The organism is Streptosporangium sp. NPDC000396 (genome assembly GCF_042898655.1).
GTDB lineage: Bacteria > Actinomycetota > Actinomycetes > Streptosporangiales > Streptosporangiaceae > Streptosporangium.
This window is the reverse complement of record NZ_JBIAZA010000012.1, coordinates 82,646-108,384: the sequence shown is the minus strand read 5'-3', so window position 1 is coordinate 108,384 and position 25,739 is coordinate 82,646. Positions and strand designations below refer to the sequence as shown.

Annotated in this window: 27 protein-coding genes, 1 pseudogene and 2 riboswitches; of the genes and pseudogenes, 18 read left to right on the top strand and 10 right to left on the bottom strand. The window is 68.0% G+C overall.

Translation table 11 applies throughout. The annotated features are described in order from the left end of the window. Position 1: 1 nt before the first annotated feature. Positions 2-117, bottom strand: a riboswitch (SAM riboswitch). Positions 118-351: 234 nt separating this feature from the next. Continuing rightward, on the top strand, positions 352-1,116 hold the full coding sequence (locus tag ACFY2X_RS20745; protein WP_389940108.1) for a TerC family protein: 765 nt from the start codon (positions 352-354) through the stop codon (positions 1,114-1,116). Between the two features lie 105 nt (positions 1,117-1,221). Continuing rightward, the gene (locus ACFY2X_RS20740) at positions 1,222-1,611 is read left to right on the top strand and encodes a hypothetical protein (protein WP_389940107.1); all 390 of its coding nucleotides are present in this window, start codon (positions 1,222-1,224) and stop codon (positions 1,609-1,611) included. A gap of 66 nt (positions 1,612-1,677) precedes the next feature. Here ACFY2X_RS20740 and ACFY2X_RS20735 read toward each other — a convergent pair whose 3' ends face one another. Further along, positions 1,678-2,304 carry a LysE family translocator gene (locus tag ACFY2X_RS20735; protein WP_389940106.1) on the bottom strand — a complete coding sequence of 209 codons (627 nt, stop codon included), beginning with the start codon at positions 2,302-2,304 and terminating at the stop codon, positions 1,678-1,680. A gap of 295 nt (positions 2,305-2,599) precedes the next feature. On the opposite strand from ACFY2X_RS20735, the gene ACFY2X_RS20730 reads away from it, so the two are divergent. Next, the gene (locus ACFY2X_RS20730; protein ID WP_389940105.1) at positions 2,600-3,799 is read left to right on the top strand and encodes a cytochrome P450; all 1,200 of its coding nucleotides are present in this window, start codon (positions 2,600-2,602) and stop codon (positions 3,797-3,799) included. 157 nt (positions 3,800-3,956) lie between these two features. Next, positions 3,957-4,589 carry a hypothetical protein gene (locus tag ACFY2X_RS20725; protein ID WP_389940104.1) on the top strand — a complete coding sequence of 211 codons (633 nt, stop codon included), beginning with the start codon at positions 3,957-3,959 and terminating at the stop codon, positions 4,587-4,589. A gap of 44 nt (positions 4,590-4,633) precedes the next feature. Here ACFY2X_RS20725 and ACFY2X_RS20720 read toward each other — a convergent pair whose 3' ends face one another. The 3 genes from ACFY2X_RS20720 to ACFY2X_RS20710 all read right to left on the bottom strand — a co-directional run bounded on the left by ACFY2X_RS20720 (position 4,634) and on the right by ACFY2X_RS20710 (position 7,029). Then, positions 4,634-5,071 carry a cupin domain-containing protein gene (locus tag ACFY2X_RS20720; RefSeq protein ID WP_389940103.1) on the bottom strand — a complete coding sequence of 146 codons (438 nt, stop codon included), beginning with the start codon at positions 5,069-5,071 and terminating at the stop codon, positions 4,634-4,636. Between the two features lie 59 nt (positions 5,072-5,130). Beyond that, positions 5,131-5,886: an SDR family oxidoreductase gene (locus ACFY2X_RS20715; protein ID WP_389940102.1), complete on the bottom strand. Its 756-nt coding sequence runs from the start codon at positions 5,884-5,886 to the stop codon at positions 5,131-5,133. Between the two features lie 237 nt (positions 5,887-6,123). After that, on the bottom strand, positions 6,124-7,029 hold the full coding sequence (locus ACFY2X_RS20710; protein WP_389940101.1) for an alpha/beta fold hydrolase: 906 nt from the start codon (positions 7,027-7,029) through the stop codon (positions 6,124-6,126). An 83-nt stretch (positions 7,030-7,112) separates the two neighbouring features. Between ACFY2X_RS20710 and ACFY2X_RS20705 the strand changes: the two genes are divergently transcribed. The 4 genes from ACFY2X_RS20705 (at position 7,113) to ACFY2X_RS20690 (ending at position 9,659) form a co-directional block, all read left to right on the top strand. Further along, positions 7,113-7,748 (top strand): TetR/AcrR family transcriptional regulator, encoded by a 636-nt coding sequence (locus ACFY2X_RS20705; protein ID WP_389940100.1) that lies wholly within the window; start codon positions 7,113-7,115, stop codon positions 7,746-7,748. 466 nt (positions 7,749-8,214) lie between these two features. Beyond that, complete coding sequence (locus ACFY2X_RS20700; protein WP_389940099.1) at positions 8,215-8,472, top strand: GntR family transcriptional regulator; 258 nt, start codon at positions 8,215-8,217, stop codon at positions 8,470-8,472. Positions 8,473-8,623: 151 nt separating this feature from the next. Then, complete coding sequence (locus tag ACFY2X_RS20695) at positions 8,624-9,472, top strand: helix-turn-helix domain-containing protein (protein ID WP_389940098.1); 849 nt, start codon at positions 8,624-8,626, stop codon at positions 9,470-9,472. After that, positions 9,459-9,659, top strand: coding sequence for a DUF397 domain-containing protein (locus ACFY2X_RS20690; RefSeq protein WP_389940097.1), 201 nt, complete (start codon positions 9,459-9,461; stop codon positions 9,657-9,659). The genes ACFY2X_RS20695 and ACFY2X_RS20690 overlap by 14 nt, the downstream gene beginning before the upstream one ends. A gap of 167 nt (positions 9,660-9,826) precedes the next feature. Here ACFY2X_RS20690 and ACFY2X_RS20685 read toward each other — a convergent pair whose 3' ends face one another. Then, a complete protein-coding gene (locus ACFY2X_RS20685) occupies positions 9,827-10,420 on the bottom strand; it encodes a MarR family transcriptional regulator (RefSeq protein WP_389940096.1) in 594 nt (197 codons plus the stop codon). 271 nt (positions 10,421-10,691) lie between these two features. After that, complete coding sequence (locus tag ACFY2X_RS20680) at positions 10,692-11,669, bottom strand: GNAT family N-acetyltransferase (protein WP_389940095.1); 978 nt, start codon at positions 11,667-11,669, stop codon at positions 10,692-10,694. A gap of 332 nt (positions 11,670-12,001) precedes the next feature. Here ACFY2X_RS20680 and ACFY2X_RS20675 point away from each other — a divergent pair, with 332 nt between their 5' ends. Further along, on the top strand, positions 12,002-13,162 hold the full coding sequence (locus ACFY2X_RS20675; RefSeq protein WP_389940094.1) for a serine hydrolase domain-containing protein: 1,161 nt from the start codon (positions 12,002-12,004) through the stop codon (positions 13,160-13,162). Here the strand turns inward: ACFY2X_RS20675 and ACFY2X_RS20670 are convergent. Continuing rightward, positions 13,091-14,140: an SAM-dependent methyltransferase gene (locus ACFY2X_RS20670; RefSeq protein ID WP_389940093.1), complete on the bottom strand. Its 1,050-nt coding sequence runs from the start codon at positions 14,138-14,140 to the stop codon at positions 13,091-13,093. The genes ACFY2X_RS20675 and ACFY2X_RS20670 overlap by 72 nt on opposite strands. Positions 14,141-14,316: 176 nt before the next feature. On the opposite strand from ACFY2X_RS20670, the gene ACFY2X_RS20665 reads away from it, so the two are divergent. The 6 genes from ACFY2X_RS20665 to lysX all read left to right on the top strand — a co-directional run bounded on the left by ACFY2X_RS20665 (position 14,317) and on the right by lysX (position 21,702). Continuing rightward, a complete protein-coding gene (locus ACFY2X_RS20665) occupies positions 14,317-15,207 on the top strand; it encodes a Rossmann-like and DUF2520 domain-containing protein (RefSeq protein WP_389940092.1) in 891 nt (296 codons plus the stop codon). Next, positions 15,198-16,055, top strand: a complete 858-nt coding sequence (panC, locus tag ACFY2X_RS20660; RefSeq protein WP_389940091.1) for a pantoate--beta-alanine ligase — start codon at positions 15,198-15,200, stop codon at positions 16,053-16,055. The genes ACFY2X_RS20665 and panC overlap by 10 nt, the downstream gene beginning before the upstream one ends. Positions 16,056-16,252: 197 nt before the next feature. After that, a complete protein-coding gene (gene panD / locus ACFY2X_RS20655; protein WP_389940090.1) occupies positions 16,253-16,681 on the top strand; it encodes an aspartate 1-decarboxylase in 429 nt (142 codons plus the stop codon). A gap of 141 nt (positions 16,682-16,822) precedes the next feature. Continuing rightward, positions 16,823-19,393: an L-aspartate oxidase gene (locus ACFY2X_RS20650; RefSeq protein WP_389940089.1), complete on the top strand. Its 2,571-nt coding sequence runs from the start codon at positions 16,823-16,825 to the stop codon at positions 19,391-19,393. Then, positions 19,393-20,175, top strand: a complete 783-nt coding sequence (locus tag ACFY2X_RS20645) for a type III pantothenate kinase (protein ID WP_389940088.1) — start codon at positions 19,393-19,395, stop codon at positions 20,173-20,175. The genes ACFY2X_RS20650 and ACFY2X_RS20645 overlap by 1 nt, the downstream gene beginning before the upstream one ends. 24 nt (positions 20,176-20,199) lie before the next feature. Continuing rightward, positions 20,200-21,702, top strand: coding sequence for a bifunctional lysylphosphatidylglycerol synthetase/lysine--tRNA ligase LysX (lysX, locus tag ACFY2X_RS20640; protein ID WP_389940087.1), 1,503 nt, complete (start codon positions 20,200-20,202; stop codon positions 21,700-21,702). A 69-nt stretch (positions 21,703-21,771) separates the two neighbouring features. On the opposite strand, the gene ACFY2X_RS20635 is transcribed toward lysX, so the two are convergent. Both ACFY2X_RS20635 and ACFY2X_RS20630 read right to left on the bottom strand, forming a co-directional pair. Further along, on the bottom strand, positions 21,772-22,155 hold the full coding sequence (locus tag ACFY2X_RS20635; protein ID WP_389940299.1) for a hypothetical protein: 384 nt from the start codon (positions 22,153-22,155) through the stop codon (positions 21,772-21,774). After that, positions 22,062-22,325, bottom strand: coding sequence for a TetR family transcriptional regulator (locus ACFY2X_RS20630; protein ID WP_389940086.1), 264 nt, complete (start codon positions 22,323-22,325; stop codon positions 22,062-22,064). The genes ACFY2X_RS20635 and ACFY2X_RS20630 overlap by 94 nt, the downstream gene beginning before the upstream one ends. A gap of 271 nt (positions 22,326-22,596) precedes the next feature. Here ACFY2X_RS20630 and ACFY2X_RS20625 point away from each other — a divergent pair, with 271 nt between their 5' ends. Then, positions 22,597-22,797: a LuxR C-terminal-related transcriptional regulator gene (locus tag ACFY2X_RS20625; protein WP_031157992.1), complete on the top strand. Its 201-nt coding sequence runs from the start codon at positions 22,597-22,599 to the stop codon at positions 22,795-22,797. Between the two features lie 44 nt (positions 22,798-22,841). On the opposite strand, the gene ACFY2X_RS20620 is transcribed toward ACFY2X_RS20625, so the two are convergent. Then, positions 22,842-23,891, bottom strand: a complete 1,050-nt coding sequence (locus ACFY2X_RS20620; protein WP_389940085.1) for an NlpC/P60 family protein — start codon at positions 23,889-23,891, stop codon at positions 22,842-22,844. Positions 23,892-23,896: 5 nt separating this feature from the next. Then, positions 23,897-24,050, bottom strand: a riboswitch (cyclic di-AMP (ydaO/yuaA leader). A 338-nt stretch (positions 24,051-24,388) separates the two neighbouring features. Here ACFY2X_RS20620 and ACFY2X_RS20615 point away from each other — a divergent pair. Both ACFY2X_RS20615 and ACFY2X_RS20610 read left to right on the top strand, forming a co-directional pair. Continuing rightward, positions 24,389-25,024, top strand: a complete 636-nt coding sequence (locus ACFY2X_RS20615; RefSeq protein WP_389940084.1) for an amino-acid N-acetyltransferase — start codon at positions 24,389-24,391, stop codon at positions 25,022-25,024. Positions 25,025-25,144: 120 nt separating this feature from the next. Then, positions 25,145-25,739: pseudogene (locus ACFY2X_RS20610) on the top strand (hypothetical protein); the annotation flags it as partial.

The following is a 25,739-nucleotide window of genomic DNA, read 5'->3' as shown; positions in this document are numbered from 1 at the left end:
GAGCCCGCGCTTGCCCGGCGCCCTGCGCGCCGGACCAGGTCCTCACCCGGGGCACCCCGCCGCGGACGCGAGGGTTGCCGGCCAGCAAGCCGGGGCTTGTCGCTGGCACTCATGACCTATAGGGGGGACTATAACCGATCCCCCGCGGTGGATCGCAAGTCGTCAAATATGGCGGCGTGCTGTTTCCCGGGGTGCTCGGGGCATCCGGCCGTCCAACGATCACCGCAGGTCACCGCCTGAGCGGGGCATGATCGCGTGACGGTGATCGGCCAGGTGATTGACCAGGAGGAACTTACGGAACCATTCGGTCGTCTAGCAATTACTGCCGGTTACCGTATGAAGGAGAGCGTAATGGATTGGGTGACAGATCCGGGGATATGGATAGGGTTCGTCACCCTTGTGGGCCTGGAAATCGTGCTGGGCATCGACAACATCATCTTCATCTCCATCCTGGCCGGGAAACTCCCGCCCGAGCAGCGCGACAGGGCCCGCAAGCTGGGCCTCCTCGCCGCCCTGCTCAGCCGGCTGGCGCTGCTGCTGGCGCTGTCGTGGGTGGTGAAGCTCACATCGCCGCTGTTCGAGATCTTCGGCCAGGAGATCTCGGGACGCGATCTGATCCTGATCTTCGGCGGCCTGTTCCTGCTGGCCAAGAGCGCCTACGAGATGCACGACAGCCTGGAGGGCGAGTCCGGTCACGCCGGTGGCAAGGTCGCGTCCAGCTTCGCCGCGGTGATCGTCCAGATCATGATCCTGGACATCGTGTTCTCCCTCGACTCGGTGATCACCGCGGTGGGCATGGTCGACCAGATCGGCGTCATGGTCGCGGCCGTCATCGCCTCGGTTCTCGTGATGCTCGCCGCCTCCGGCCCGATCAGCCGCTTCGTGGACGAGCACCCGAGCATCAAGATGCTCGCCCTGTCCTTCCTGGTCCTGGTCGGCGTCGTGCTCCTCGCGGAGGGCTTCGATCAGCACATCTCGAAGGGCTACGTCTACTTCGCGATGGCGTTCTCGCTCGCCGTGGAACTGCTGAACATCCGGGCGCGCAGTAAGGCGGGCCGGGAGGAGCCGGTCGAACTGCACCACCGCTACGAGGCGGACGAGCAGACCGGATCCTAGGGTCCGCGTCGCGGGCCTCGCCCGGCGCGCGTGGATCTGGTTGTTTTGATCACTTGTGATCTAGATTACGGAAATCCGTTTTCTGATCTAGATCGAGGAAACACTGTGAAGAATCTTCGTCGCGCCTTCGCGACCCTTGGCGCCGCGAGCGTCACCCTGGCCGCCGTCCTCACGGCGACCCCCGCCGACGCGGCCAGCGGTGGCGGCTGTAGCAGCGGAACCGTACGGGCGTGCATCAGCGTCAACAGCAGCCGTTACCTGGTCGCCGACGGCTACCTGAGCAGCGTCCCGTCCGGGTGCGCCGGTGTGACCGTCAAGCTGTTCACCCGGTCCAGGAAGCTCCTCAACAGCATCGACTCCGGCTGCTGGACCGGCCGGACCTACTCCACGAGCTACTTCTACTCCTCGGACGTGGGCGGGTTCTTCACGCAGGTGGATGTCTGGAACGGCAACCACAACGTCATCACCTACGCCATAAGCCCGAACCAGTACTGAGACCGGGGTCGCCCCGTGGCCGTTTCCCGCCTCGGGGCACCGCCGATCGACGTGCGCAAGATCGCGTTAAGGCTTGCTCGTCAGAGCGAGGCGGACAGCCAGCCCGATCAGCAGGGTTCCGGACACGTACTCCAGGTACCGGCGCACGGCGGGCCGCCTGAAGAACCGCTCGGCGACGCCGACCAACCGGACGATCCCCAGATACCACGCCAGATCGATGAGGGCCGAGGCCACCGCCAAGAGCAGCAGCGTCGGCAGCGCCGGCGCGCCCTCGGGCACGAATTGCGGCAAGAAAGACAGGGCGAATACGCCGGCCTTCGGATTGGCCAGGTTGGTCAGCAACCCTGTCCGGTAACAACCCCACAGCGACGGCGCGACCCCGTCCACAGACGGTGAGTCCGGAGCGGTCCGCCGAGCCCGCCACAACATCCTGACGCCGAACCAGACGAGGACGATCGCGCCGACGATCCGCATGATGTCGAAGGCGAGTTGCGAGACGACCAGCAGAGCGGACAGGCCCAAGGCGGCCGCCAGGCACCACAGCAGCCAACCGGTCTCGTTGCCCAGCACGGTGGCCGTGCCCGCCGAACGTCCCGAAGTGATCGACTGCCGCAAGATGACCACGGTGGTGGGCCCGGGAATCATGGAGACCAGCAGGGAAGCGACAGCAAAGGCGAGCATGTCAGTCAGCATTGGGCTTCCCCTCCTCAAAACGGGCCTGACATCCGATAGCGCCCTAGGCGCTCACTTTGGGTCATTTGACGCTACATCAAGATCGTTGAGGGGTCTGAAGACGCCCTCTTGCGGTGACCGCATACCTTCACCGTGTTCGTCGTCCGTCCAGGGCGCCGGTACGGCGAGCGGTGGGGTGGTCTCGGTCGGTACGGCGAGCGGTGCGGTGGTCTCGATCGGCGCGGGTGAGCGGTGCCCGACCCGGTGAACGTTCCCGGTCACCGCACCTCTCAGGGGCGAACATTACGATGTTTACGTGCACTTTGATCCTTGGAATCCGGAATTTGTCGCCCACCCCTACGACGTCTACGACGAGCTGAGGCGGGAGCGCCCGGTCAGCTTCTTCGAGCCCACCGGACAGTGGCTGATCGCCCGGCACGCCGATGTCAACGCCCTGTTGCGTGACCGCAGGCTCGGCAGGTCCTACCTGCACGTGGCCACGCACGAGGAGTTCGGCAGACCGGACGACCCCGAGTTCCAGGATCCGTTCTGGCGGGTGGTCAGGGCCGGGATGCTGGACGTCGAACCCCCCGTCCACACCCGCCTGCGCCGGCTGGTGTCGAAGGCGTTCACCCCCCGCATGGTCGAGGCGCTCCGCCCCAAGGTCGCCCGGATCGCCGGGGAGCTCGTGGACGCGTTCGTCGAGCGCGGCGGAGGAAACCTGATCGCCGAGGTGGCCGAGCCGCTCCCGGTGACCGTGATCGCGGAGATGCTCGGCGTTCCCGAGGCCGACCGGCACCTGCTGAGGCCCTGGTCCGCCGACATCTGCGGGATGTACGAGCTCAACCCCTCGATCGAGGCCCAGCACACCGCCGTGCGCGCGGCCCAGGAGTTCTCGGACTACCTCATCGAGCTGGCCCGCGCCCGCAGGGTGAACCCCGGGGACGACCTGATCAGCGCGCTGGCCCAGGTGGCCGACGAGGGCGACAGGCTCACCGAGGAGGAGCTGGTCGGCACCTGCGTGCTGCTGCTCAACGCCGGCCACGAGGCCACCGTCAACGTCACCGGCAACGGCTGGTGGTCGCTGTTCCGCAACCCGGCCGAGCTGGAACGGCTCCGCGCCGACCACGGCCTGCTGCCCACCGCGATCGAGGAGCTGATGCGGTGGGACACCCCGCTGCAGATGTTCGAGCGCTGGGTGCTGGAGGACATCACCGTGGGCGGGGTGGACATCCCGCGCGGGACGGAGGTGGCGCTGCTGTTCGGGTCGGCCAACCGCGACCCCGAGGTGTTCGACGACCCCGACCGCCTCGACGTGGGCCGGGCGGACAACCCGCACATCTCCTTCGGCGCCGGCATCCACTTCTGCCTGGGGGCCCCGCTGGCCAGGATCGAGCTGGCCGAGTCGTTCGGCGCGCTGCTGCGTAAGGCGCCGAAGCTGGAGCTGGTCTCCGAGCCCGCCTGGGGCGCCGGCTACATCATCCGGGGCCTCACGGCCCTTGAGGTGCGGGTCTGAACCAGTTGGTCGCCCCCGAGCCCATCGGGGGCGATCACTTCGGTTTCCGATGAAGGTCGGCTGTCGACTGGCGTGCTTGAGCTGATGGACGCGCTGCTTCGACAGCTCCATTCGCTTGCCGCCGGAGTGTGGGGCCCGGGTAGAACTCGTCATCGGCATGAACGACCTCTCCCCCGCCGGGGGGAGTGAGGTCACCCGGGTAGGGGAGGTCCAGCCGTCGAAGATCGGAGACGGTGATCTCATGGCGATCAGGTTGATGACTCCGACGCTGGCTGCGCACGATACCGAACAGCCAGTTCCGAGATGGGCGGTCATCACCGCCCGTGCGATCCCTTTCCTGCTGCTTCCCCATTGCCTGTGGCGGCTGCCGTTCGCCTTCGACTTCAGGATGGGGATGATCGATCCGAACGCGCCGGCATGGGTGTGGTGGGCCACCCCCTATGTCTTCGGGCTCAGCGTGGTGTCGGAGGCGGCGGCGCTGCTCTCCCTCGGTCTGGTGCGGGGATGGGGTGAGGTCGCGCCCGCCTGGCTTCCGATCGTTGGTGGGAGGCGTATCCCACCGCTGACGGTGATCATCCCCTCCACTCTGGGGGGCTTGGCCGCGACCGCGCTGTACGCAAGCGCGTTGCCGACCTGGCTGAACGTCCCGGGATTCCATGGTCTGGGGTTTTCCAACGGCTGGTGGGAAGCGCTGGCGAACGTGTGCATCGCCCCTGGGATCTTGTGGGGCCCCCTGGTGTTGGTCCTGACCTACGCCTACTACGTGCGGCGTCGAAGGCCGAGCCGTTAGTGCAGCTGAAGATCGGCTGCTGCCGTCATGCTGTCCATCCGCGTTCAGGACGGGCGAGGGGCGCGGCGGTCCTTGCGCTGGGCGAGTTCTTCGTCGTCCACCAGGGTGAGCATCGGCTGGCCGGGTTCGCACAGCATGGTGACGGTGAAGCGAAGCGGGACGTCGTCGCGGTTGTTGCCGTCCTGGTAGTGGATGACGTCGCCGCCCGCCTCCCAGAACGCCTCACCGGCGCGCACGACCCGCTCCGGCTCGCCTTCCAGCTCCAGCAGCATCTCGCCCTCCAGCACGTAGCCGAACGCCGGGCCGGAGTGCCGGTGCGGCGGCGTGCCGGGGTCGCCGGGCGGAAACTCGACGACCACGGTCATCGCGTGCGCTCCCTCCGGGATGAAGGGCGGCTCGGCCTCCTGCAGCATGGTGATCGCCGTCTGCCACGCGGTCGATCTCGGCTTGGCCTCGGTGGTCGCCGGGTCGATATCGGACATGGGACCTACCTCCGTGACCTCTGGGTGATGGGGCCCGGGTGGTGCCGGGCGAGGACGCGCTACTTCCCGGCCGTGTTCCGGCCGTACCAGTCGCGATAGCGGATCTCTCCGAGGGTGGCGCCTTCGTCCGGCACCAGCGACCGTTCAAGCAGCTCGGCTCCGAAGTAGCGCGCATGCGGGTCGGTGACCACCTCGCGCGGGTCATCCCAGGAGGCCAGCGCGTCGCGGAAGAACTCGTCCATCCGGAACTGCTCGGGCCCGGCCACCTCGACCCTGCCGTTCAACGGCGTCCCCACCGAGACCCGGCCGATCGCCCGCGCGACATCGTCTCCCGCGATGGGCTGGAAGAGTACGGGCGCCATCCGCACCTTGTCGCCGTCCGTGGCATCGTCGGCGATTCTCCGGACGAACTCGAAGAACTGGGTGGCGTGCACGAGCGAGAACGGGATCGACGACTTCTCGATCAGCCTCTCCTGGGCGATCTTCGCCCGGAAGTAGGCGTTCCCAGGGGGTCGATCCGTTCCCACCACCGACAGCGCGACGTGGTGGCCGACGTCGGCCGTCGCCTCCGCGGCGAGCAGGTTGCGGGTGGAGGTCTCGAAGAACTCCAGCACGGCGGCCTCCTCGAAGGAGGGGGAGTTCGACACGTCGACCACCGCCGACGCGCCCACCAGCACCTCGGCCAGCCCTTCGCCGGTGAGAGTGTTCACGCCGGTGCTCGGCGCCGCCGCCACCGCCTCGTGACCGTGCTCACCGAGCTTGGTCACGAGCTTCGACCCGATCAGACCGGTTCCGCCGACTACCACGATCTTCATGACAAGCCTCCCCGTCCGCCGGGGGCATTCTTTGCCAACCGGTCGCCGGCTAGGACAGGACAGCCTCCCGGCCTGCGACAGTCCCAGCAGAATTTCTTTGGGCCTCGCCTCCAGCGTCCCTCGTCCTGTCTCTACTTCCCCATACCGGGCAGCAAACTTTCAGCAACCGTCACCAACGTCCCTACCTGCGGGGATGTCGGGACTCCTGATGATCTTCTGGCTTGGTCGCTTGATGATCTATCGATGTGTGAAGGCAAGGGCCCGGATCTGCTCGAGCATGGACGGCCAGAGTCGCCTGGGCAGGTCATGGCCCATGCCGGGGTAGGTGACCAGGCGTGCGCCGGGGATGGCTGCCGCGGTCGCCTGTCCGGCCTTGAGCTGGATGACCGGATCGTCCTCGCCGTGCAGGACGAGGGTGGGGATGCGTAGCGTGGCCAGTGCCTTGCGCCGGTCGCCGGAGGCGGTGACTGCGGCGCGCTGGCGCGCGTCGGCTTCGGGACTGCCGGGATGGCGCTCATAGGAGCGGCGGCCGATGTCGCCCGCTTCCTTTTCGTCGAAGGGGTAGCGCGGGGAGCCGATGAGTTTCTTCATCGCGACTGCCTCTTGGGCTGCCTGGTCCGGGCTGGTGACCGGCATGTTGGAGAGTTTCATGATCGCTTTCAGGGTGGCGATCTTGGGCATGGTGCCGATTCGAGCTGCGGGGGTGGACATGATCGAGGTGAGGGTGCGCACCCGGGTGGGGTGCAGGATGGCGAGGGTCTGGGCGATCATCCCGCCCAGCGAGGTGCCGACCAGGTGCGCGGACTGCCATCCGAGGGCGTCCAGCACCGCGAGGGCGTCCTCGGCCATGTCCTTCAGTCGGTACGGCGCCGAAGAGGGGCGGATCATGGTCTTGAGCCAGCCGGGCGCCGGCACGCCGGTCAGGTGGGTAGACAGGCCGGTGTCGCGGTTGTCGAACCTGGCGACCTGGAAGCCGAGTTCGACCAGCGCGTTGCAGAGGTCTTCGGGGAAGATCAGCATCTGCACCCCGGTACCGCTGATCAGCAGCAACGGCGCTCCATCCGTGGTGCCGAAAGTCTCGTAGGCGAGTTCGATGTCGCCGTTATGTGCCACGCCCATGGCTCCGCCCTCTCGGTAGGTCATACTGTCTATGAACGAATTTTCAGTGAATCTGGATTCGATGAATCTAGATTCATCTAAGTTTGCTTATCCGTCAAGGGGGCCGTGTGTCCGCATCCGAGCCGACGCCTGCGAGCCGGAAGGAAAAGGCCGCGCAGACCGAGATCGCCCTGAAGGAGGCCGCCCGCCGCGTGTTCGCCCGCAACGGCTACCTCAACGCCAAGATCACCGACATCACGGCCGAGGCGGGACGCTCCGCCGGCTCCTTCTACAAGCACTTCGCCGGCAAGCAGGAAGTGCTCCAAGCGCTGCTGTCCGACTGGCTCGCCCAAGCCGGCCAGGAACTCTCCGTCCATGAGGCGGGCGACGACCTGTCGAGCGAGCCCGCCCTGCGCGCCCGGGTGGCCACGTACTGGCACACCTACAAGGCGCACCTGCCCGAGATCCAGGCGCTCGGCCAAGCCGCACTGGTCGACCCAGAGTTCGCCGAGCGAGTCGCCCAGATCCGGCACGCCCAACTGCAGACCATGCGCGAACACCTCCAGCGGCTCCAGACCACCGGGTTCGACCTGCCCGGCGACCCCGCCGTTCTGGCATCGGCGTTCAACGCCCTGCTGGAAGGGTTCTGCGCGGCCTGGCTCACCGGCGGCGGCGAGCCCATCGGCCGCTCACTCGGGGATGACGAGGCGATCGACACCCTCACCGGGCTGCTGCGACACGGCCTCACCGGCCCCCGGCCATAGCGGCTGACCAATCACCACATCGACAACCGGAAAATCGCAGTCGCTTGGCAGAAGGGACGAACGCCAGGTCCGTCGCGGCGTTTGATTCGGCTTCAGAGGCCGTTCGCCCGGCTTCAGGGGAGGCGTGCGATTCCAGTCGCTCGGCGATCAGTGAGCCGGATGGCTGCGCGTAGTCATGATCGGCGGGCTGACCAGGGCAGCCGTGCGCGTACGGCGGGTGGCCACAGAGGGCGCATCCCATCGGCATCGGCGGATTGTCGGTGAAGCAGCCACAGTTGCTTATCGCCTGCCGGTCGAGGACCGGAGCACTAGGCTTGCTTATGGGTCAGGACTCACTTCCTGATCAAGGGCCCGTCCGGTCGTCGCAAGCGCCGGGCGGGTCTGATTTTGCTGTTCCCTCACTACGGTTCACCATGGTGAACCTGAGTTCTCTCTGGGTATCTCAGGTTCATCACAGGGATCTACGGTGATCCTTGTGGTGATCGAATGGCGTGCTAACCAGCCGCGATGGGTTCAGATCGCGGCCGTGATCAAACAGCGCATCGACGGGGGTGTCTACGCCGTCGACGAGCAGGTCCCGAGCGAACATCAGATCGTGCAGGAGTTTGGTGTCGCTCGCGGTACGGCCCGCAAGGTTCTGGTGCGTCTACGTGAAGAAGGGGTCGTCTACGCCGTCCGAGGGCTGGGTAATTTCGTGGCAGGCCCGACCGTAGATGATCAATGACGGCGGCGGTGTCGCCCGTGCACCTTCGCATCATCATCACCTCTTGTGAGCGATTGATTTCCCATAGTGTCGTGTGTAACTTGCATGATCACAAGCACTTTCCGTGACTTTTCTTTACGCAAGGTGACCGGGATCGGGCAGACTTGGCGGCATGGCTTCTACGGGTCCTACCGTGCGGCACCGCCGCCTCGGCCGCGAACTGCGGGGACTTCGCGAAAAGATGGGCTTCACGCTGGAGGAGGTGGCCACGAGGCTTGGCTGGTCCACGGCAAAGCTGAGCCGTATCGAGAATGCCCGGACCATGCCCAGCGGCGCGGACATCGCCAACGTCTGCGATCTGTACGGTGTGGATCCGCTGACGAAGGCGGAACTGATTCAGCTCGGTCGCGATGCCAGCCGTCGCGGCTGGTGGACTGCTTACAGCGATGTGTTCGCCAGTGCTTATGTTGGTTTGGAAGCCGAGGCGACGGCCATTCGCACCTGGGAGCCACTCCTGGTGCCAGGTCTACTTCAGAGCGTGGAGTATGCCCGCGAGATCATCAATGCCGTGCGTCCGGAGTTGATTAGCGGCGAACTGGAACGGCGTGTGGACGCCCGAATGGCGCGAAAGATCAATCTTCTTGGAGCGCGTGCGCCAACGCTGCACGTTCTCATGGACGAATGCGCCCTGCGCCGCCCCATCGGGCCACCCGGCGTCATGACTCGCCAACTTGGTGACATTCTTCAGATCGTTGACCAGCCCAATGTCACGGTTCAAGTCTTGCCGCTCCGGGCTGGTGCACACAGTGGTCTGGAGGGCGCTTTCTCTCTGCTGTCATTCGACGATGAAGATCCGGATGCGGGCTACATCGGGTGCCCGGGTGGAGAAATCTATGTAGAGGCGACGGATCAGGTGCGGAAGCTTAAGCTGACGTTCGAACACCTTGCCGACGTGTGCTTGTCCCCTCAGGAGTCCGCAGTGTTCATCGCTACGGTAAGGAGCGATCATGATCTCCCCTGACCTATCGGGTGCCGAGTTCCGTAAGTCCAGCTGTAGCGGTGGCGGCGACAACTGTGTGGAGGTTGCCATGAACCTTCCTGCTGTCGTCGCCGTGCGCGACAGCAAGGACCCCTCCGGTCCGGTGCTGACCTTCACTCCGGAGGTCTGGCGTGACTTTCTCAAGAGTGTCCGCGACGGAGACCTCTGATCCGCAGGGCCGTACGGCGGCACGCCGCCAGGAGGTGTTTGCGGCTGGCCTTCAGGGTTTCCGTACGGCCGGAAGCCCGCTGTCGGCGTGTTCCCGGTTCGGTGGCACCCGCTCCGACTGGCCTGCGTCCAGCATCGCGTCGATCCGGTCGCGTCCTTGCATCCATCTCACGATGTGCTCCGGTTCTGAATCAGGGGGTGGAGGGGCTTGCTCCGCAGGGACGCCACGAACGGATCGCCCTGGTCTGCGGCCCACGACGCGGGTGAGATCCGGCTGATGTTCACCTCGCGGCTGAGGACGCGCTCCGCTGCTCGTGCTGCGTCGTACAGCTCGTCCTCATCGGCGGATCCCACCACGAGGACATCGACGTCGCGTGGGAGTGGTCCGGCCTGGTTCGCGTACCGGGCGGCCCAGGAGCCGTAGATGTACGCCTCGTCGATGCCCGGGATCGGCTGGAGGAGGGGCGGTAGGACGGCCGCTGGGCCGAAGGTCACCGCCAGTAGGTCGGTGAGTGGCTTGGCGACGATGGTGTCAGTGTCGGCGCGGATGAGACGGAGGTTGCCGTGCCGTCTCTCCTTGGTCAGCCCGGCGGCGGCGAACCGATCTGCCTCGCGGCTCACCGTCGGCTGGGATATGCCCGTCTGTCTGGCGAGATCGGTTGTCGAATACTCCTTCTCCGGGTGGAGGTACAGCCAGGCGAGCAGTTCGCCGATGGCGTTGGACCGGATCAGGGGAAGCAGCAGAGGCGGAAGATCCCTCATGGATGAATAGTACTATGCACCTATAGCATGATTGCAACTCTGTGTAGTTATTTGATTTCGAGTCGCTCTCATTGTGGATGAGATCGCCTCCATACGGGGACACCGATCGCGATGCCGTGCCGTTCTGGTAACCGGTCGGTGGCCGGGGAGTATGAGGGACCGGCAGGTCCCTCACCCGGGGCGTGGGGCGGAGCTCCACGGAACGCAGCCCGAACGCCTGTCGCGCGGAGCGCGATGATCGTGAGGCCCGATTGTCCGGGGCCGCAACTCCTCAGAGGGGTTTGACCATCCGGTAGTGGCCCGTTCCCAGCGTGTAGCCGAGCCGGGCGTTGACGGCCATCATGGCGGTGTTGGACGCCTCCACCTCCGTGCGCAGGCGGCGGACGCCGGACTGCTCCAGCCTCTGCGCCGCCACCAGCTTGAGCGCCCGGGCGATGCCGCGCCCGCGCCAGTCGCGGGCCACACCGGTGTAGTCGACGTAGGCCGTGTGCGGGTCGTCGGTCGACTGGGCGGCGGTCACCCCGACGATCTCCGCCTCCCGCAGGGCGAGGAACACCCAGTCGGTGCGGCGTCCCTGCCCGGTCACCACCTCCTCGCGCCAGGTGTCGAAGTCGATCGGCCCGTCCAGGTGACCGGGATTGTCGGTGAGCGTCTGGTCGTACAGCAGGTGCAGTTCGCGCTCTACGGCGTCCCCGCCGCTCTCGGCCAGGGTGGTCACCGTCAGCCCCGCGGCCCGCAGGTGGTCCAGCGCGCTCTCCGCCCCGTCCAGCGGGAGTTCCGTGCTCGCCGTACGGACGTGCGCGTCGATCCGGTAGCCGCGCCGCCGTACGTGATCCAGCCGGTGCTCATCGGCGTCGGCCACTTCGCTCAGGATGCGGTCGGCTCCGGCCGCTACGCCCCACGTCTCCAAGTGGTCCAGGAGACCGGGCAGCACCTCGGCCGCCGAGACGCCGGGGTCGACGGTGACCTCGCTGACGACGTCTCCGGCCGGGGTCCACGGGGCACGCCACGCCACCGCCCACCCCACCGGGTTTCCGTCGCCGGTGACCGCGAGAGCCCTGGTGCGGCCGTGACCGGTCAGCCTGCCGCCCGGATCGGTCGTCAGCTCGTCGTGGGGTGGCATCTGGTCGTCGAACTCGCGTAGCGCGGTCGCCGACACCGGGCTTCCCCCGGCGCGGGTGAGCAGCGCCGCCAGGACCTCGTAGTCGTCCGGCGCGAGGAAGGGGCGAACAGTGATCTTTGAGGGCATGATCCGGAGCGTAATCAGCTCCGCGGCTCCGAATCATTTCATTAATCGTCGTTCACGATGTCTTTAACGGTTCAGGAGTGTTGTCAGCCGGCCCGAGCCGATCGCAGGGGATGTGCGGGGCATGGGTGAGGTGACGCAGGGTGGCGATCATGATGAAACCCGGTCGATCCCCGCTCCAGCCGAAAGCCGGACACCCTCAACCCGCATCCCGAAGCTTGACCGTGGTAGGGCCAGCCATACCCGACAATTCGGGTATGCGGGATCGATCGGGACATGCCTCCGTCGACATGCTGGGTAGCGTCACGTTTCGTAATCAAACAGGGAGTCCCCTGGTGGGTCTTTTCACCGCTATGTCCCCAGCGTCCACCCGTCTCCTGGCCCTGGCCACCGTAGGAGCCGTAGCCGCCGGTGCCCTCGGCCTGGGTACGGCTGCCGCCGGCGCCGCCACGCGGACCGGTTCCGGCGACGCCGCGCAGACAAGTCTGAACAAGCTGGTTCACACCGGCGACTTCCCCGGTGTCGTGGCCGCGGTGCGGGAACGCGACGGGCGGGTGCGCGACTACACCGCCGGGGTGGCGGACCTGGACACCCGGGCCAAGGTGCCGGTCAACGGGACGGTACGCATCGGCAGCCACACCAAGACATTCACCGCCACGGTCGTCTTGCAACTGGCCGGGGAGGGCAAGCTCGACCTGGATGCCCCGATCGAGAAATACCTGCCCGGCGTGGTCCGGGGCAACGGCAACGACGGCCACGAGATCACGGTCCGCCAGTTGCTGCAGCACACCTCCGGCCTGCCGGAGTACACGAACTTCCCGGCGGTGTCCGACGTCCGGCACACCTATTTCGAGCCACGAGACCTGATCGACAAGGCCCTTAAGCAGAAGCCGCAGTTCGCCCCCGGCAAGGCCTGGAGATACACCAACACGGGATATGTGCTGCTCGGCCTGATCGTGCAGAAGGTCACGGGCCGGCCCATGGGAGAAGAGGTCACCAACCGGATCATCAAGCCGCTCGGCCTGCGGGACACCTACTGGCCCGGCGTCGGCGAGCAGACCCTCCGCGGCAGCCACCCGAACGGCTACCACGCCGATAAGAGCGGAAAACTCGTGAAATACACCCGGATGGACCCCTCCTGGGGCTGGACGTCCGGCAACCTCATCAGCACCCCACGCGACGTCACCCGTTTCCTGAGCGCGCTGATGGGCGGTGAGCTCCTCAAGCCGGCCCAGCTGAAGGAGATGAAGCGGACGGTCGAGTCTCCGGACCTCCCGCCCGGTTGGGCGTACGGGCTCGGCCTGATGAAGATCAAGCTGAGTTGCGGTGGTCACGCATGGGGCCACGGCGGCGACATTCCCGGTTACGAGACCCGCAACGGCATCACCGAGGACGGCCGGTCGGCCACGCTCACCGTGACCGCGCTACCGACCTCGGAGGCCGCGGCCCAGCGCGTCGACAGCGCCCTCGACACCCTGCTCTGCACCCAGAAGTAAGGCCCGCGCCGGTTTCTCCTGGGCGAGCCAGCCGAAGCCGCCGAGCCCTTCGGAGGCGATCAGCTCAGCCTCCTCCGAGGCCCTGGCGAGGGCTTGGAGGTAACCGCGAGGGTCGCTGTGGGCGCGCTCGGCGGGTGGGCGGGCCCCGGTGACGCCGAGGGCCCGCAGCGCCTGCCGTTGCGTGGTCAGGGCCGTCGTGGTGGCCCCGGCCCGCTCCCCGGCGGCCGCGCAGGCGTCCAGGGCCACGTGCGCGGTGATGTCGCACGACCCGTCGGGCACGGGCGCGACGATCGCCCCGTCGCGGTAACCGGCCAGGGTGCCGTACGGCGGGCGGTCGTCCACGGAGTGCGCGTAGTCGATCGCGATCGCCCGCCCGCGTGCCAGCCGTACGATCACCGACGCCCAGGCCTCGTCGCGGGGCCTGCCGATCTCGGCGCGCTCGCCCACGGCCCGCATCGGCCACCAGCGGCTCAGCCAGGCCAGGTCGGCTCCCCGCGGCCGGTCTCCGAGCCGTTCCTCGCCGCTCGCGGGGTCGACGAGGACCAGCCGGGGCCCGTCCGCCGTCTGCTCGGCGATGTCCACGGGGATGTTGTCCAGCCACTCGTTGGCGATCACCAGTCCGTGGATCCCGTCCGGCACGGCGCACGCCCACTCGATCTCCTCGGGGAGCCGGGCGGGCCGGGGCGCCAGATCCACCCCGATCACCCGCAGCCGGGACCGGAGCTCGGGGGGCGCGACGGCGAGCACCCCGGCGGCCAGCCTGCCCTCGCCCGCGCCGATGTCCACCAGGTGGATCGTCCGCGGGCGGCCGAGCGCGTCGTCCACCGCGACGAGTTCGCGCAGCACGGCCTCGGCGAAGACGGGGGAGGCCTCGACCGAGGTCCGGAAGTGCCCCGAGGGCCGCTCTCTGAGATAGAAGCCGTTCTCGCCGTAGAGGGCTTGCTCTATCGCGGCGCGCCAGGTGAGCCACACGTTCACAGACGCTACCCGTCCCGGTAAGGGGGTGTTGTCGATCTCGCCGGTACGGCGGGCGAATTCGCTGGTCCGTGTCCGCGGCCGATTCCGGACACGTGCCTTGACGTGGCTGTCACGGCCGAGCCCGTTACTCTGGGTCAACTGGGCACGGAGCCCCCATCTGGTAAGGACGGGACGTCATGGACGCAGTCGATCGCCCGGCACGGCTGGCCGTCGGAGTGGTCGGAGCCGGCCGGGTCGGCTCGGCGCTCGGCGCCGCACTCGCGCGGGCGGGTCATCGGGTCGTCGCCGCGAGCGGTGTTTCCGACGCCTCCAGGGAACGGGCCGCCGAGCGCCTCGGTGTGACTCCCACCCGCCCGGAGGACGTGGTCGCGCAGTCGGACCTGGTCCTCCTCGCGGTCCCCGACGACGTGCTGCCCGATCTGGTCTCGGGTCTGGTCGGCACCGGCGTCGACCTGCGGGGCAAGCTGGTGGCTCACACCAGCGGCGCGTACGGCCTGGCGGTGCTGAACCCGGCGACCAGGGCGGGAGCGCTGCCGCTGGCGCTTCACCCGGTGATGACCTTCACCGGCCGGGACGACGACCTGCGCCGCCTGACCGGCATCTCGTACGGGGTCACCGCACCCGATCCGCTCCGTCCGGTGGCCGAGGCCCTGGTGATCGAGATGGAGGGCGAGCCGGTCTGGATCGAAGACGAGGACCGGGCGCTCTACCACGCGGCGCTGGCGGGCGCGGCCAACCACATGGTGACGCTCATCGCGGAGTCCTCCGAGCTGCTGGGGAAGATCGGTGTGGAGCAGCCGGGCCGGATGCTCGGCCCTCTGCTGGGCGCGGCCCTGGACAACGTGCTGCGGCTCGGCATCGCCGGGCTGACCGGCCCCGTGGTGCGCGGGGACGCCGCGACGGTCCGCAAGCACGTGGACGCGCTGATCCTGGCCGCACCCGAGGCGGCGGACGCCTACGTGGCCCTCGCTAGGCTCACGGCGGACCGGGCGCTGGCGGCGGGGCTGCTCAAGCCCGAGGCCGCCGAGCGCCTCCTGGACGCTCTGGGAGGGAACATATGGACGTGATCGTGGCGGGCGACCGTGCCGAGCTGGCCAAGGCCAGGCAGGTCCTCGGGGTCGGCGGCGTGACTTCTCCGGGGAAGGCCTCGCTGGCGCTGGTGCCGACCATGGGCGCCCTGCACGAGGGGCACCGCTCGCTCATGCGGCTGGCCCACGAGCGGGCCGACCACGTGGCCGTGAGCATCTTCGTGAACCCGCTGCAGTTCGGCCCGAACGAGGACTACTCCCGCTATCCCCGCACGTTCGACGCCGACCTGGAGGTGTGCGCGGCCGAAGGCGTGAGCCTGGTGTTCGCCCCCGCCGCCGAGGACATGTATCTGCCGGACAGGCAGGTCGGCGTGTCGGCGGGGGAGATGGGCACGGTCGTCGAGGGAGCCTTCCGGCCGGGACACCTCGACGGTGTGCTGACCGTGGTGCTCAAGCTCTTCAACCTGGTCCAGCCGGGCGTGGCGGTGTTCGGCCAGAAGGACGCCCAGCAGCTCGCGATGATCCGCCGGATGGTCGCCGACCTCGACCTGCCGATCTCCATCGTCGGGGGACCCACGGTCCGGGAGGCGGACGGCCTGGCGCTGTCCAGCCGGAACCGCTACCTGTCGGCAGAGGACCGCAGGGCGGCCCTGGCCCTGTCCCGGGCCCTGTTCGCCGGAGCCGACCGGCGGACGCCGGGGGAGATCCGCCGGGCCGCGCTCGCCGTACTGGAGGGTGAGCCCGCGGTGGCCGTCGACTACCTGGTCCTGGTGAACCCCGCGACCTTCACGGAGGTCGGTGAGGACCACGCGGGTGAGGCGATCCTGGCCGTCGCGGCGAAGGTGGGGTCCACCAGGCTGATCGACAACGTGACGATCACCCTGTGACGGCGACGGGGTCCACCGGGCCGATCGGCGATGTGACGATCACCCTTCGACGGCGGCGGCGGGATCCACCGGGTCGGTCGGGCATGGGTGGCCACCTCCGGAGACGGTCGGCGAGACCGTGTTCTGCGGCTTAGGTATATTCCGCTCAGGCGTGCACGCTCACGAAGCGGCGCGACCGAGCGAAAGGTGATCGACGCATGCTCCGGACCATGCTCACGTCCAAAATCCACCGTGCCACCGTCACCCAGGCCGACCTGCACTATGTGGGATCGCTGACCGTCGACGAGGATCTGCTGGACGCGGCGGGCCTGCTCCCCGGCGAACAGGTCCACGTGGTGGACATCGACAACGGTGCCCGGCTGGTGACCTACACGATCGCCGGTCCCCGGGGTTCGGGGATCATCGGCGTCAACGGCGCCGCCGCCCGCCTCATCCACCAGGGTGACCTGGTGATCATCATCGCGTACGGCCAGCTCGACGACGCCGAGGCGAGAACCTTCCAGCCCCGGGTCGTCCACGTCGACGGCGGCAACCGGATCGTCGATCTCGGCCACGACCTCGCCGCCGCGTCGCCCGGCCTTCTCCGCGGCGACGAGCCGCACCCGGCGGCGGACGTCTCCCGGTAGGCGGTCCGGGGGACAGGGACGAATCCTCCACCCTCCGGGAGCGGCCGTCGTGGCCCCCCGGGGAACAGCCGGCGCGGCGCTGACGTTATCGTCATGTTGACGAAATGAAGAGCCTCTAACAGTCCCCGCGAGGAGGCGGCAATGACTATCCCGGCCATCCCCCAGAGGTTGACCGCGCCCGATCCGGGCTGGACGGTCGAAGCGGACGTGGTCGTGGTGGGCTCCGGCATCGCGGGGCTGACCCTGGCACTGCGGTATGCCGGTCTCGACCCCGAGGCGAAGGTCCTGGTCGTCACCAAGGACGTGCTGTCGTCGGGATCGACCCGCTGGGCGCAGGGCGGGATCGCGGCCGTGCTCGATCCGCAGGACACTCCCGCCGAGCACCTGTCCGACACGCTCATCGCCGGGGTCGGCCTCTGCGACGAGGCGGCCGTCCGCGTCCTGGTGACGGAGGGGCCCGCCGCGCTGCGCAGACTGATCGCGGCGGGTGCCCGGTTCGACACCGACGAATCGGGTGAGCTCCAGCTCACCCGGGAGGGCGGCCACCGGCGCAACCGCATCGTGCACGCGGGCGGCGACGCCACCGGGGCGGAGGTCCAGCGGGCGCTTGTCCAGGCCGTCGGGGAGTCGGCGATCGAGGTGATCGAGCACGCGCTCGTGCTCGACCTGCTCAAGGACGCCGAGGGCCGGGCGGCGGGAGTCACCCTGCACGTCATGGGCGAGGGCGAACGCGACGGCGTGGGCGCGGTGAGGGCGAGGGCGGTGGTTCTGGCCACCGGCGGCATGGGCCAGGTCTACGCCGCCACCACCAACCCGGTCGTCTCCACGGGCGACGGGGTGGCGCTGGCGTTGCGGGCCGGCGCCACCGTCCGGGACCTGGAGTTCGTCCAGTTCCACCCGACCGTGTTCTGGCTCGGAGAGGAAGCGACCGGTCAGCAGCCGTTGATCTCCGAGGCGGTCCGGGGCGAGGGCGCGGTGCTGATCGACGCCGAGGGGACCCGCTTCATGGCGGGCGTCCACGAGCTGGCCGACCTCGCGCCTCGCGATGTCGTGGCCAAGGCGATCATGAGGCGGATGCGCGAGACCGGTGCCGACCACATGTATCTCGACGCCCGCCACTTCGGCGAGGAGAAGTGGCGCACCCGCTTCCCGACGATCTACGCGGTGTGCCTGGAGCACGGCGTCGACCCGGTCACCCAGCCCATCCCGGTCGCCCCGGCCGCCCACTACGCCAGCGGCGGCGTCCGCGTCGACCTGTACGGCCGCACCGGCGTGCCGGGTCTGTACGCGTGCGGCGAGGTGGCCTGCACCGGCGTGCACGGCGCCAACCGGCTGGCCTCCAACTCGCTTCTCGAAGGGCTGGTCTTCGCCGAGCGGATCGCCGCCGACATCCACGCGGAGCGGCAGGCCGGATCGGCGGGCGCACCCGCGGGCACCGTACGGCGGGCCCCCGGCGAACCGGTGACCGACGACCGGCCCGCCGGCCTGGTCGACCCCAGGACCCGGCCCAGGATCCAGGCGCACATGAGCCGGGGCGCGAGCGTGCTGCGCAGCCAGGAGTCTCTGGCCGAGGTCGCCAAGGCCCTGCTGGCCGCCCGGTGGACCCCGGTGGCGGTCGAGCCGTGCACCGAGTCGTGGGAGGCCACCAACCTGCTGACGGTCGCGTCGGCGCTGGTGCTGGCCGCCCGCAGCCGCGAGGAGACCCGAGGGTCACACTGGCGTGAGGACTTCTCCCGGCAGAACGATGCCTGGTGGCTGGGCCACCTCGACGTGACCCTGACAGTGGAGGGAATGACCATGACCTACGTGCCGCACGGACGGCGCGCGACCGTGCTGCCGCCCCAGGTGGAGACGGAGCTGACGGAGGCGGGCCTCGACCCGGTCGCGGTGGCGGCGCTCTTCGAGACCACCCTGAACGAGGACGTGCAGGCCCAGGGCGACGTGACCAGCCTCGCCACCATCCCGGCCGGGCAGACCGACACCGCCGACGTGGTGGCCCGCGCGGACGGGGTGGTCTGCGGGCTGGCCCTCGCCGAGGGGGTGTTCTCGTATGTCAGCCAGGGGCGCCTCAAGGCGGAGCGCCTGGTCAAGGACGGTGAGCGCGCCGCGAAGGGCGACGTGCTGATGACCGTCACCGGTCCCACGAGAGACCTGCTGACCGCGGAGCGGACCGCGCTCAACCTGCTCACCCACCTGTCCGGCATCGCGACCCTCACCGGCCGCTGGGTCCAGGCCGTGGCGGGTACGGGCGCCCGGATCAGGGACAGCCGCAAGACGCTGCCCGGACTGCGGGCCCTGGAGAAGTACGCCGTGCGGTGCGGCGGCGGGGTCAACCATCGCATGTCGCTTTCGGACGCCGCGCTGATCAAGGACAATCACGTGGTGGCCGCCGGAGGGGTGGCCGAGGCGTTCCGGGCGGTCCGGGACGCCTACCCTGGCCTGCCGATCGAAGTCGAGGTCGACCGGATCGACCAGATCGAGCCGGTACTCGCCGAGGGAGCCGAGGAGATCTTGTTGGACAATTTCAGCGTGGACCAGCTGGCGCTGGCCGTACGGCTGGTGGACGGCAGGGCACGACTGGAGTCCAGTGGAGGGTTGACCTTGGAATCGGCTCGTGACGTGGCTGAAACAGGCGTTGACTATCTTGCCGTGGGCGCGCTCACCCACTCGGCGCCGGCACTCGACATCGCCTTGGACCTTCGGGGGAATTGATGCTGCTCGCCATTGATGTCGGTAACACCCACACCGTTCTCGGCCTGTTCGAGGGTGAGGAGGTCATCGAGCACTGGCGGATCGCCACCGACGCCCGGCGCACGGCCGACGAGATCGCGGTCGTGCTTCAGGGGCTGCTCGGGCAGTCGCCGCTGCTCAAGGACGCCGACATCAGTGGCATCGCGCTCTGCTCCACGGTGCCGTCGGTGCTCAACGAGATGCGCGAGATGTGCCGCCGCTACTACGGCGACGTCACCGCGGTGATCGTCGAGCCGGGCATCCGCACCGGGGTGCCGGTCAGGATGGACAACCCGAAGGAGGTCGGCAGCGACCGGATCGTCAACGCGCTGGCGGCCATCCAGCTGTACGGCGGGCCGTGCATCATCGTCGACTTCGGCACCGCGACCTCCTTCGACGCGGTCTCCGCCAAGGGGGAATACATCGGCGCGGTGACCGCCCCCGGCATCGAGATCTCGGTGGACGCGCTGGCCGCGGCCGGAGCGCAGCTGCACAAGGTGGAGCTGATCCGGCCTCGCTCGGTGATCGCCAAGAACACGGTCGAGGCGCTCCAGTCGGGCATCATCTACGGTTTCGCCGGCCAGGTGGACGGGATCGTCGAGCGCATGGCGGTCGAGCTGGCCGACGACCCGGACGACGTCACCGTCGTCGCGACCGGCAACGCGGCGCCGCTCGTGGTCGGCGAGGCGCGCTCGATCGACGTGCATGAGCCGTGGCTCACTTTGATCGGTCTCCGTCTGATCTATCACCGCAACACCATGTAGTCGGACATCGGTACCCTTGCCCTTGTGACCGACGACGTGACGAACCCAGCCGAAGATCTGCCTGAGCAGATGCGTGTGCGCCGGGAAAAGCTCGACCGCCTCCGTTCCGAGGGCGTCGATCCTTACCCGGTGAGCTTCCCGCGCACCGCGACCAACGCCGAGATCCGCGAGAAATACGCCGATCTCGCCGCTGACACCGCGACCGGCGACAAAGTGGGCGTCACAGGGCGGGTCATGCTGTCCCGGACCGGGGGCAAGCTCTGCTTCGCCACGATCCGCGACGGGTCCGGTGACCTCCAGGTCATGATCTCTCTGGACAAGGTGGGCGAGGACTCCCTGGCCGCGTGGAAGCGCGACGTGGACCTCGGCGACCACATCGGCATCGAAGGCGAGGTCATCACCTCCCGCCGGGGCGAGCTGTCCATCCTCGCCGACCGCTGGGCGATCACCTCCAAGTGCCTGCGCCCGCTGCCGGAGAAGCACGCCGGGCTGACCGACCCCGAGGCGCGGGTTCGCCAGCGCTACCTGGACCTCATCGTCAACGACGAGGCCCGGAGCATGGCCTACACCCGCAGCGCCGTCGTGCGGGCGATCCGCGACTTCTGGCACGGCGAGGGCTACCTTGAGGTCGAGACGCCGATGCTCCAGCCGATCCACGGCGGCGCGGCGGCCCGGCCGTTCAAGACCCACATCAACGCCTACGACATGGAGCTCTACCTTCGCATCGCGATCGAGCTCTATCTCAAGCGGCTCGTGGTGGGCGGCATCGAGAAGGTCTTCGAGATCAACCGCAACTTCCGCAACGAGGGCGCGGACTCCACCCACAACCCCGAGTTCACGATGCTTGAGGCCTACGGGACGTATCTCGACTACAACGACATGGCCGACCTGACCCAGCGGATGATCCAGAGCGCGGTCGTGGCCGCGCTCGGCCATTCCGTCGTGACCTACGAGGGTCAGGAGGTCGACCTCGGCCTGGCGGAGTGGCCGAGGATCACCCTCTACGGGTCGGTCTCGGAGGCGCTGGGCGAGGAGATCACGACCGAGACGCCGCTGGAGCACGTCCGCAAGCACGCCGACGCCCATGACATCCGCTGGGATCCCAAGTGGGGTCAGGGCAAGCTCGTGCAGGAGATCTTCGAGGCGCTCGTCGAGCACACCCTCATCCAGCCCACGTTCGTCATGGACTATCCGCTGGAGACCTCCCCGCTGACCCGTCAGCACCGGGACAACCCGCTCCTCACCGAAAAGTGGGACCTGATCGGGTTCGGCACCGAGCTGGGCACCGCCTACTCGGAGCTGGTCGACCCGGTCGAGCAGCGCCGCCGCCTCACCGAGCAGTCCCTGCTCGCCGCGGGCGGCGACCCCGAGGCCATGCAGCTCGACGAGGACTTCCTCACCGCCCTGGAATACGCCATGCCCCCCACCGGCGGCATGGGGCTCGGCGTGGACCGCCTCATCATGGCCTTCACCGGAAAGAACATTCGCGAGACCATTCTGTTCCCGCTGGTCAAGCCGACCGGCTGAGCCCGGCGGCCGCTCGGGCGGCGCGGGGAACGAACAGGCCGAAGCCGGGGAGGCGGGCCGTGACGACGCTCACGGCCCGCCTTCCGGCGTGTGAGCGACCCCGGCCATCAACCAGCGCAACGCCTGGGCGAACAGCTCCGGCGGCACCGCGTCCCGGTCGGCGCGCCGCTGTGTCACGAGCCCCTCGAAAAGTCCGATGATCGCGGTCGCCACCGCGACCGGGTCGTGTGCCGCGCAGTGCGGGGCCACCAGGCGCGCGACGGCCGTACGGGGAGACCTCCAGCGGGCGGCCAGGCGATCGAGCAATTCCGGCCGAGTTAGTGCATAGCGCAGAAACTCGATTTCGAGCATGCTCCACATCATGTGACGATCGGCGGCCTCGGCCAGATATGCGCCGAACGTCCTAAAGCCGGCTCCATCCTTCCTCTTCCATTGCACGGTGATTTTCTCCACGTCGTCAAGCTCGTGGGCGGCGTGCTCGTCGAAGAGGGCGAGGAAGAGGTCGTCTTTCCGGTGAAATGCGAGTAGAGGGCGCCGACGGTGTGACCCGCCCTGGAGGCGATCTCGTCGACCGACGCTCCAGCAAAACCTTGTTCTGCGAAGGTCTGGGCCGCCGCGGCCATCAGACGCCTGCGGGTGCGAGCTTTGGCTTGGCCGCGACTTAACCGTAAAGGCGCTGACATATCATGAGTACTTCACGTAGCGACCACTATGTCAATAGCGTGCGCTGCTCGCACGGAGAGTGGAACTTGACGACCTTTGAACAAGGCGTTTACCGTTCCTGACGGACGACATTCATTCCAAGATACTCACGCCTGAGTTCCAGTGCGGGGGGAGCGACTCTAGATGGCGTATCCAGAAGTGGATTCTCGCCGCGGCGACAGCTTCCCGGGCATGGGCGAGATCGGTCTCAGTGACGAAGATCTCGTGCTCCTGGCAGAACTTGCCAAGGGCGTCACCGTGGACCGGGTGGGGCGTCGCCTCGACATCAGCGGCCGGACCGTCCGGCGCAGGCTCCGTGGCATCTGCGACCGCATCGGCGTGGCCACGGCGATCGAAGCCGTGGCCTGGGCCGCCCGCCGCCGGTTGATCTAGGGTCTGAAGCCGTGCCGGTCCGCCTCGGCCCGGCACGGGCCGCCTCAGCCCGCGATCCGCACGCCGCCGGCGAAGGGCCGGTTGTTGATCGAGGCGATGTGGATGACGTCACCCGTCTGGGGTGCGTGAACCATCAGTCCCGCGCCGATGTAGATCCCGACATGGTGCAGGTCGCTGTAGAAGAAGACCAGGTCACCCGGGCGCAGCTCGCTCTTGGAGATGTGGGTGCCCGCGGTCCACTGGTCGCCGGTGTAGTGCGGCAGGCTGATGCCGACCTTCTGGTAGGCCCACATGACCAGGCCGGAGCAGTCGAAGGAGTTGGGCCCCTCGGCGCCCCAGACATAGGGCTTGAGCTGCTGGGTGAGCGCCCAGCGGGCGGCCTCGGCGGCCTTGCCCTCGCCCACGATCGGAACGTTGATCTTCACTCGCCTGCCGCGGGTGGAGTCGGCCCGGACGCGCACCTCTCTGAACAGGTCGCTCTCGACCCTGGCGACCAGCCGCTCGATCTTGGTGCGTCTGGTGCCGATCTCGGTGAGGAGCGTCTTGACCTCGGTGCTCCGGGCCTTGGCACTGGCCTGCGCTCGCTCGGCGGCCTGGATCGCCCGGGTGACCTGGGCGACCTCCTCGCTCTGCTGCTGCCGGAGCGCGTAGGTCGTGGTGGCCTGGTCGAGGAAGGTGTCGGGGTCGGCCGACTGGGTGAAGGCGAGCGCGGAACCCAGGCCGCCCGACATGTAGGCGCTCTGCAGAAGGAGAGAGGCCTTGGCGCGTCGGGACGCCAGCTCGGATTCGCTGACGGCCAGGGTCTTCTTGGCGGTTTCGGCGGTGCGCTGGGCCTGCTTGAGTTTGACCCGCTCGCCGTTGTACTGCTCGGTGAGCGTCTCGATCTCAGTGTGCAGTTTCTCGGCCTGCTTGGCGAGCTGCTGGAGATTGGGCTTGGGGTCGGCGGTGGCCGCGACCAGAGGAGTGCCCATGGCCAGGGAGGTGAACGCCAGCCCGATGAGCGCTATCCGGCCGGAGAGTCCACGCGCCGCGTGTTCTCGATGACGGGCAGGTCTGCCCGTGCGCCTTCTCCCACGGCTGCGCGTGCGCTTCACCAACAGGCTCCTCTCTCGGCCGCCTACCGGGTTAGCTGACGGGTTCGGGCCGGAGGCAGCCCTACCGAGGATGCTTGTGGCATCTCGGATTCACCCCGGGGGACTTGTGGAGGGTGGGTCCCCGGTTCCCCGGGTTCGGGGATTCGGCGGGTCAGCTGTTTCGCGTCGCTGACATCGAGCAGGGACATTAGTGCAATTCAAGGTTCATGCTCAACCAGAACTACAAACTTGGTAGAGCTTCCACAACTGAAAAGTCACGGGAGGATCACGCGATTTCATGATCAACATGCGCATTATGCTGGTTCTATGCGCTTCAGGGGTGCGGATGGGGCGGGTCTTCGCAGGTCTCGGACCGCATGAAAGGTGAGATCCGGCCCATCACCGGCAATTTTTGCTCAGCGTGATGTCCGCGCTACCGAAAGTCATCTGATGACTGTGAGCTGTGAGTTATGGGTGAGCCGTAATTAGAGTGCGCCGAGGACGTACTCTGATCGGTCATGGAGCAGGTTGCGGAGCATTCCCCGACGCCGGCCGTACGCGACACCGGGATCGCGGGCCGCCGAGAGGGGGCCGGGGGCGACGGCGTGGACGCGAAGCGGGAGGCCAGGGCGGATGCGGCCGTGGTCACGGTGCGCCGCGCCCGCACCCCGGACGTGCGTGCCATCCGGCGGCTCGTCGACACCTACGGGGGCGCCGGCCCACGCCTCCTGGAGAAAGCCACGGTCACCCTGTACGAGCACGTCCAGGAGTTCTGGGTGGCCGACCGGGACGGGATCGTCGTGGGCTGCGGGGCGCTCCACGTGCTCTGGGAAGACCTCGCCGAGATCCGCACCGTCGCCGTCGACCCCGCCTGCCACGGTCAGGGAATCGGCCACCGGCTCGTCTCCGCACTCATCCGCACCGCCGGCGAACTCGGCCTGCGCCGGGTCTTCTGCCTCACCTTCGAGGTCGACTTCTTCGCCAGGCACGGATTCCGCCCGATCCAGGGCACGCCCGTCTCGCCGGAGGTCTACGCAGAACTTCTCGCTTCCTACGATGAAGGCGTCGCGGAATTTCTTGATCTTGAGCACGTCAAGCCGAACACCTTGGGAAACACCCGAATGCTGCTTCACCTGACACAAGAGTCCGACTGACTTGACCTTGACTGTGACTGATCAAAAAGATGACTGTTGATACCTATGTCGATACGTTGTGCAGCAGCAAGCATGTGAGTCTCACATATGCCACATGCGCAGTCGAAGTGAGGTGACGCGGTGAGCACCGGACAGCCGCCGTACCAGGATGATCCCGACCGCGATCGCACACCGTCGGGTCAGCCGGAGTACGGACAGCACAACGCGGGTCGAGCCCCTGTCGAGCATGACCCCGACGTGACAATTGTGGGATACCGATCGGAGGCCTCACAGCCGCACACGGGTCCGGGACAGACCCAGCCCGGCTACGGGCAGGGGTACGGGCAGCAGCAGGGGTACGGGCAGCCTCAGGGCTATGGCCAGCAGCAGGGGACCGGTGCCTACGGGCAGCCCGCTCAGCCCGGTTACGGCCAGCAGGCCGCCCAGCCCGACTACGGCCAGCAGCAGGGGTACGGCCAGCAGCAGGGAACCGGCGCCTACGGGCAGCAGGGGACCGGTGCCTACGGGCAGCCCGCTCAGCCCGCTCAGCCCGGTTACGGCCAGCAGGCCGCCCAGCCCGACTACGGTCAGCAGCAGGGTTACGGCCAGCAGGCTTCACAGCCCGGTTACGGCCAGCAGCAGGGGACCGGTGCCTACGGGCAGCCCGCTCAGCCCGCTCAGCCCGGTTACGGCCAGCAGGCCGCCCAGCCCGACTACGGTCAGCAGCAGGGCTACG

Coding starts and splice junctions, on each gene's coding strand:
- ACFY2X_RS20745 (WP_389940108.1), top strand. CDS start 352: ATGGATTGGGTGACAGATCCGGGGATATGGATAGGGTTCGTCACCCTT.
- ACFY2X_RS20735 (WP_389940106.1), bottom strand. CDS start 2,304: ATGCTGACTGACATGCTCGCCTTTGCTGTCGCTTCCCTGCTGGTCTCC.
- ACFY2X_RS20725 (WP_389940104.1), top strand. CDS start 3,957: ATGAACGACCTCTCCCCCGCCGGGGGGAGTGAGGTCACCCGGGTAGGG.
- ACFY2X_RS20720 (WP_389940103.1), bottom strand. CDS start 5,071: ATGTCCGATATCGACCCGGCGACCACCGAGGCCAAGCCGAGATCGACC.
- ACFY2X_RS20715 (WP_389940102.1), bottom strand. CDS start 5,886: ATGAAGATCGTGGTAGTCGGCGGAACCGGTCTGATCGGGTCGAAGCTC.
- ACFY2X_RS20710 (WP_389940101.1), bottom strand. CDS start 7,029: ATGACCTACCGAGAGGGCGGAGCCATGGGCGTGGCACATAACGGCGAC.
- ACFY2X_RS20695 (WP_389940098.1), top strand. CDS start 8,624: ATGGCTTCTACGGGTCCTACCGTGCGGCACCGCCGCCTCGGCCGCGAA.
- ACFY2X_RS20690 (WP_389940097.1), top strand. CDS start 9,459: ATGATCTCCCCTGACCTATCGGGTGCCGAGTTCCGTAAGTCCAGCTGT.
- ACFY2X_RS20685 (WP_389940096.1), bottom strand. CDS start 10,420: ATGAGGGATCTTCCGCCTCTGCTGCTTCCCCTGATCCGGTCCAACGCC.
- ACFY2X_RS20680 (WP_389940095.1), bottom strand. CDS start 11,669: ATGCCCTCAAAGATCACTGTTCGCCCCTTCCTCGCGCCGGACGACTAC.
- ACFY2X_RS20665 (WP_389940092.1), top strand. CDS start 14,317: ATGGACGCAGTCGATCGCCCGGCACGGCTGGCCGTCGGAGTGGTCGGA.
- panC (WP_389940091.1), top strand. CDS start 15,198: ATGGACGTGATCGTGGCGGGCGACCGTGCCGAGCTGGCCAAGGCCAGG.
- panD (WP_389940090.1), top strand. CDS start 16,253: ATGCTCCGGACCATGCTCACGTCCAAAATCCACCGTGCCACCGTCACC.
- ACFY2X_RS20650 (WP_389940089.1), top strand. CDS start 16,823: ATGACTATCCCGGCCATCCCCCAGAGGTTGACCGCGCCCGATCCGGGC.
- ACFY2X_RS20645 (WP_389940088.1), top strand. CDS start 19,393: ATGCTGCTCGCCATTGATGTCGGTAACACCCACACCGTTCTCGGCCTG.
- ACFY2X_RS20630 (WP_389940086.1), bottom strand. CDS start 22,325: ATGGCCGCGGCGGCCCAGACCTTCGCAGAACAAGGTTTTGCTGGAGCG.
- ACFY2X_RS20625 (WP_031157992.1), top strand. CDS start 22,597: ATGGGCGAGATCGGTCTCAGTGACGAAGATCTCGTGCTCCTGGCAGAA.
- ACFY2X_RS20615 (WP_389940084.1), top strand. CDS start 24,389: ATGGAGCAGGTTGCGGAGCATTCCCCGACGCCGGCCGTACGCGACACC.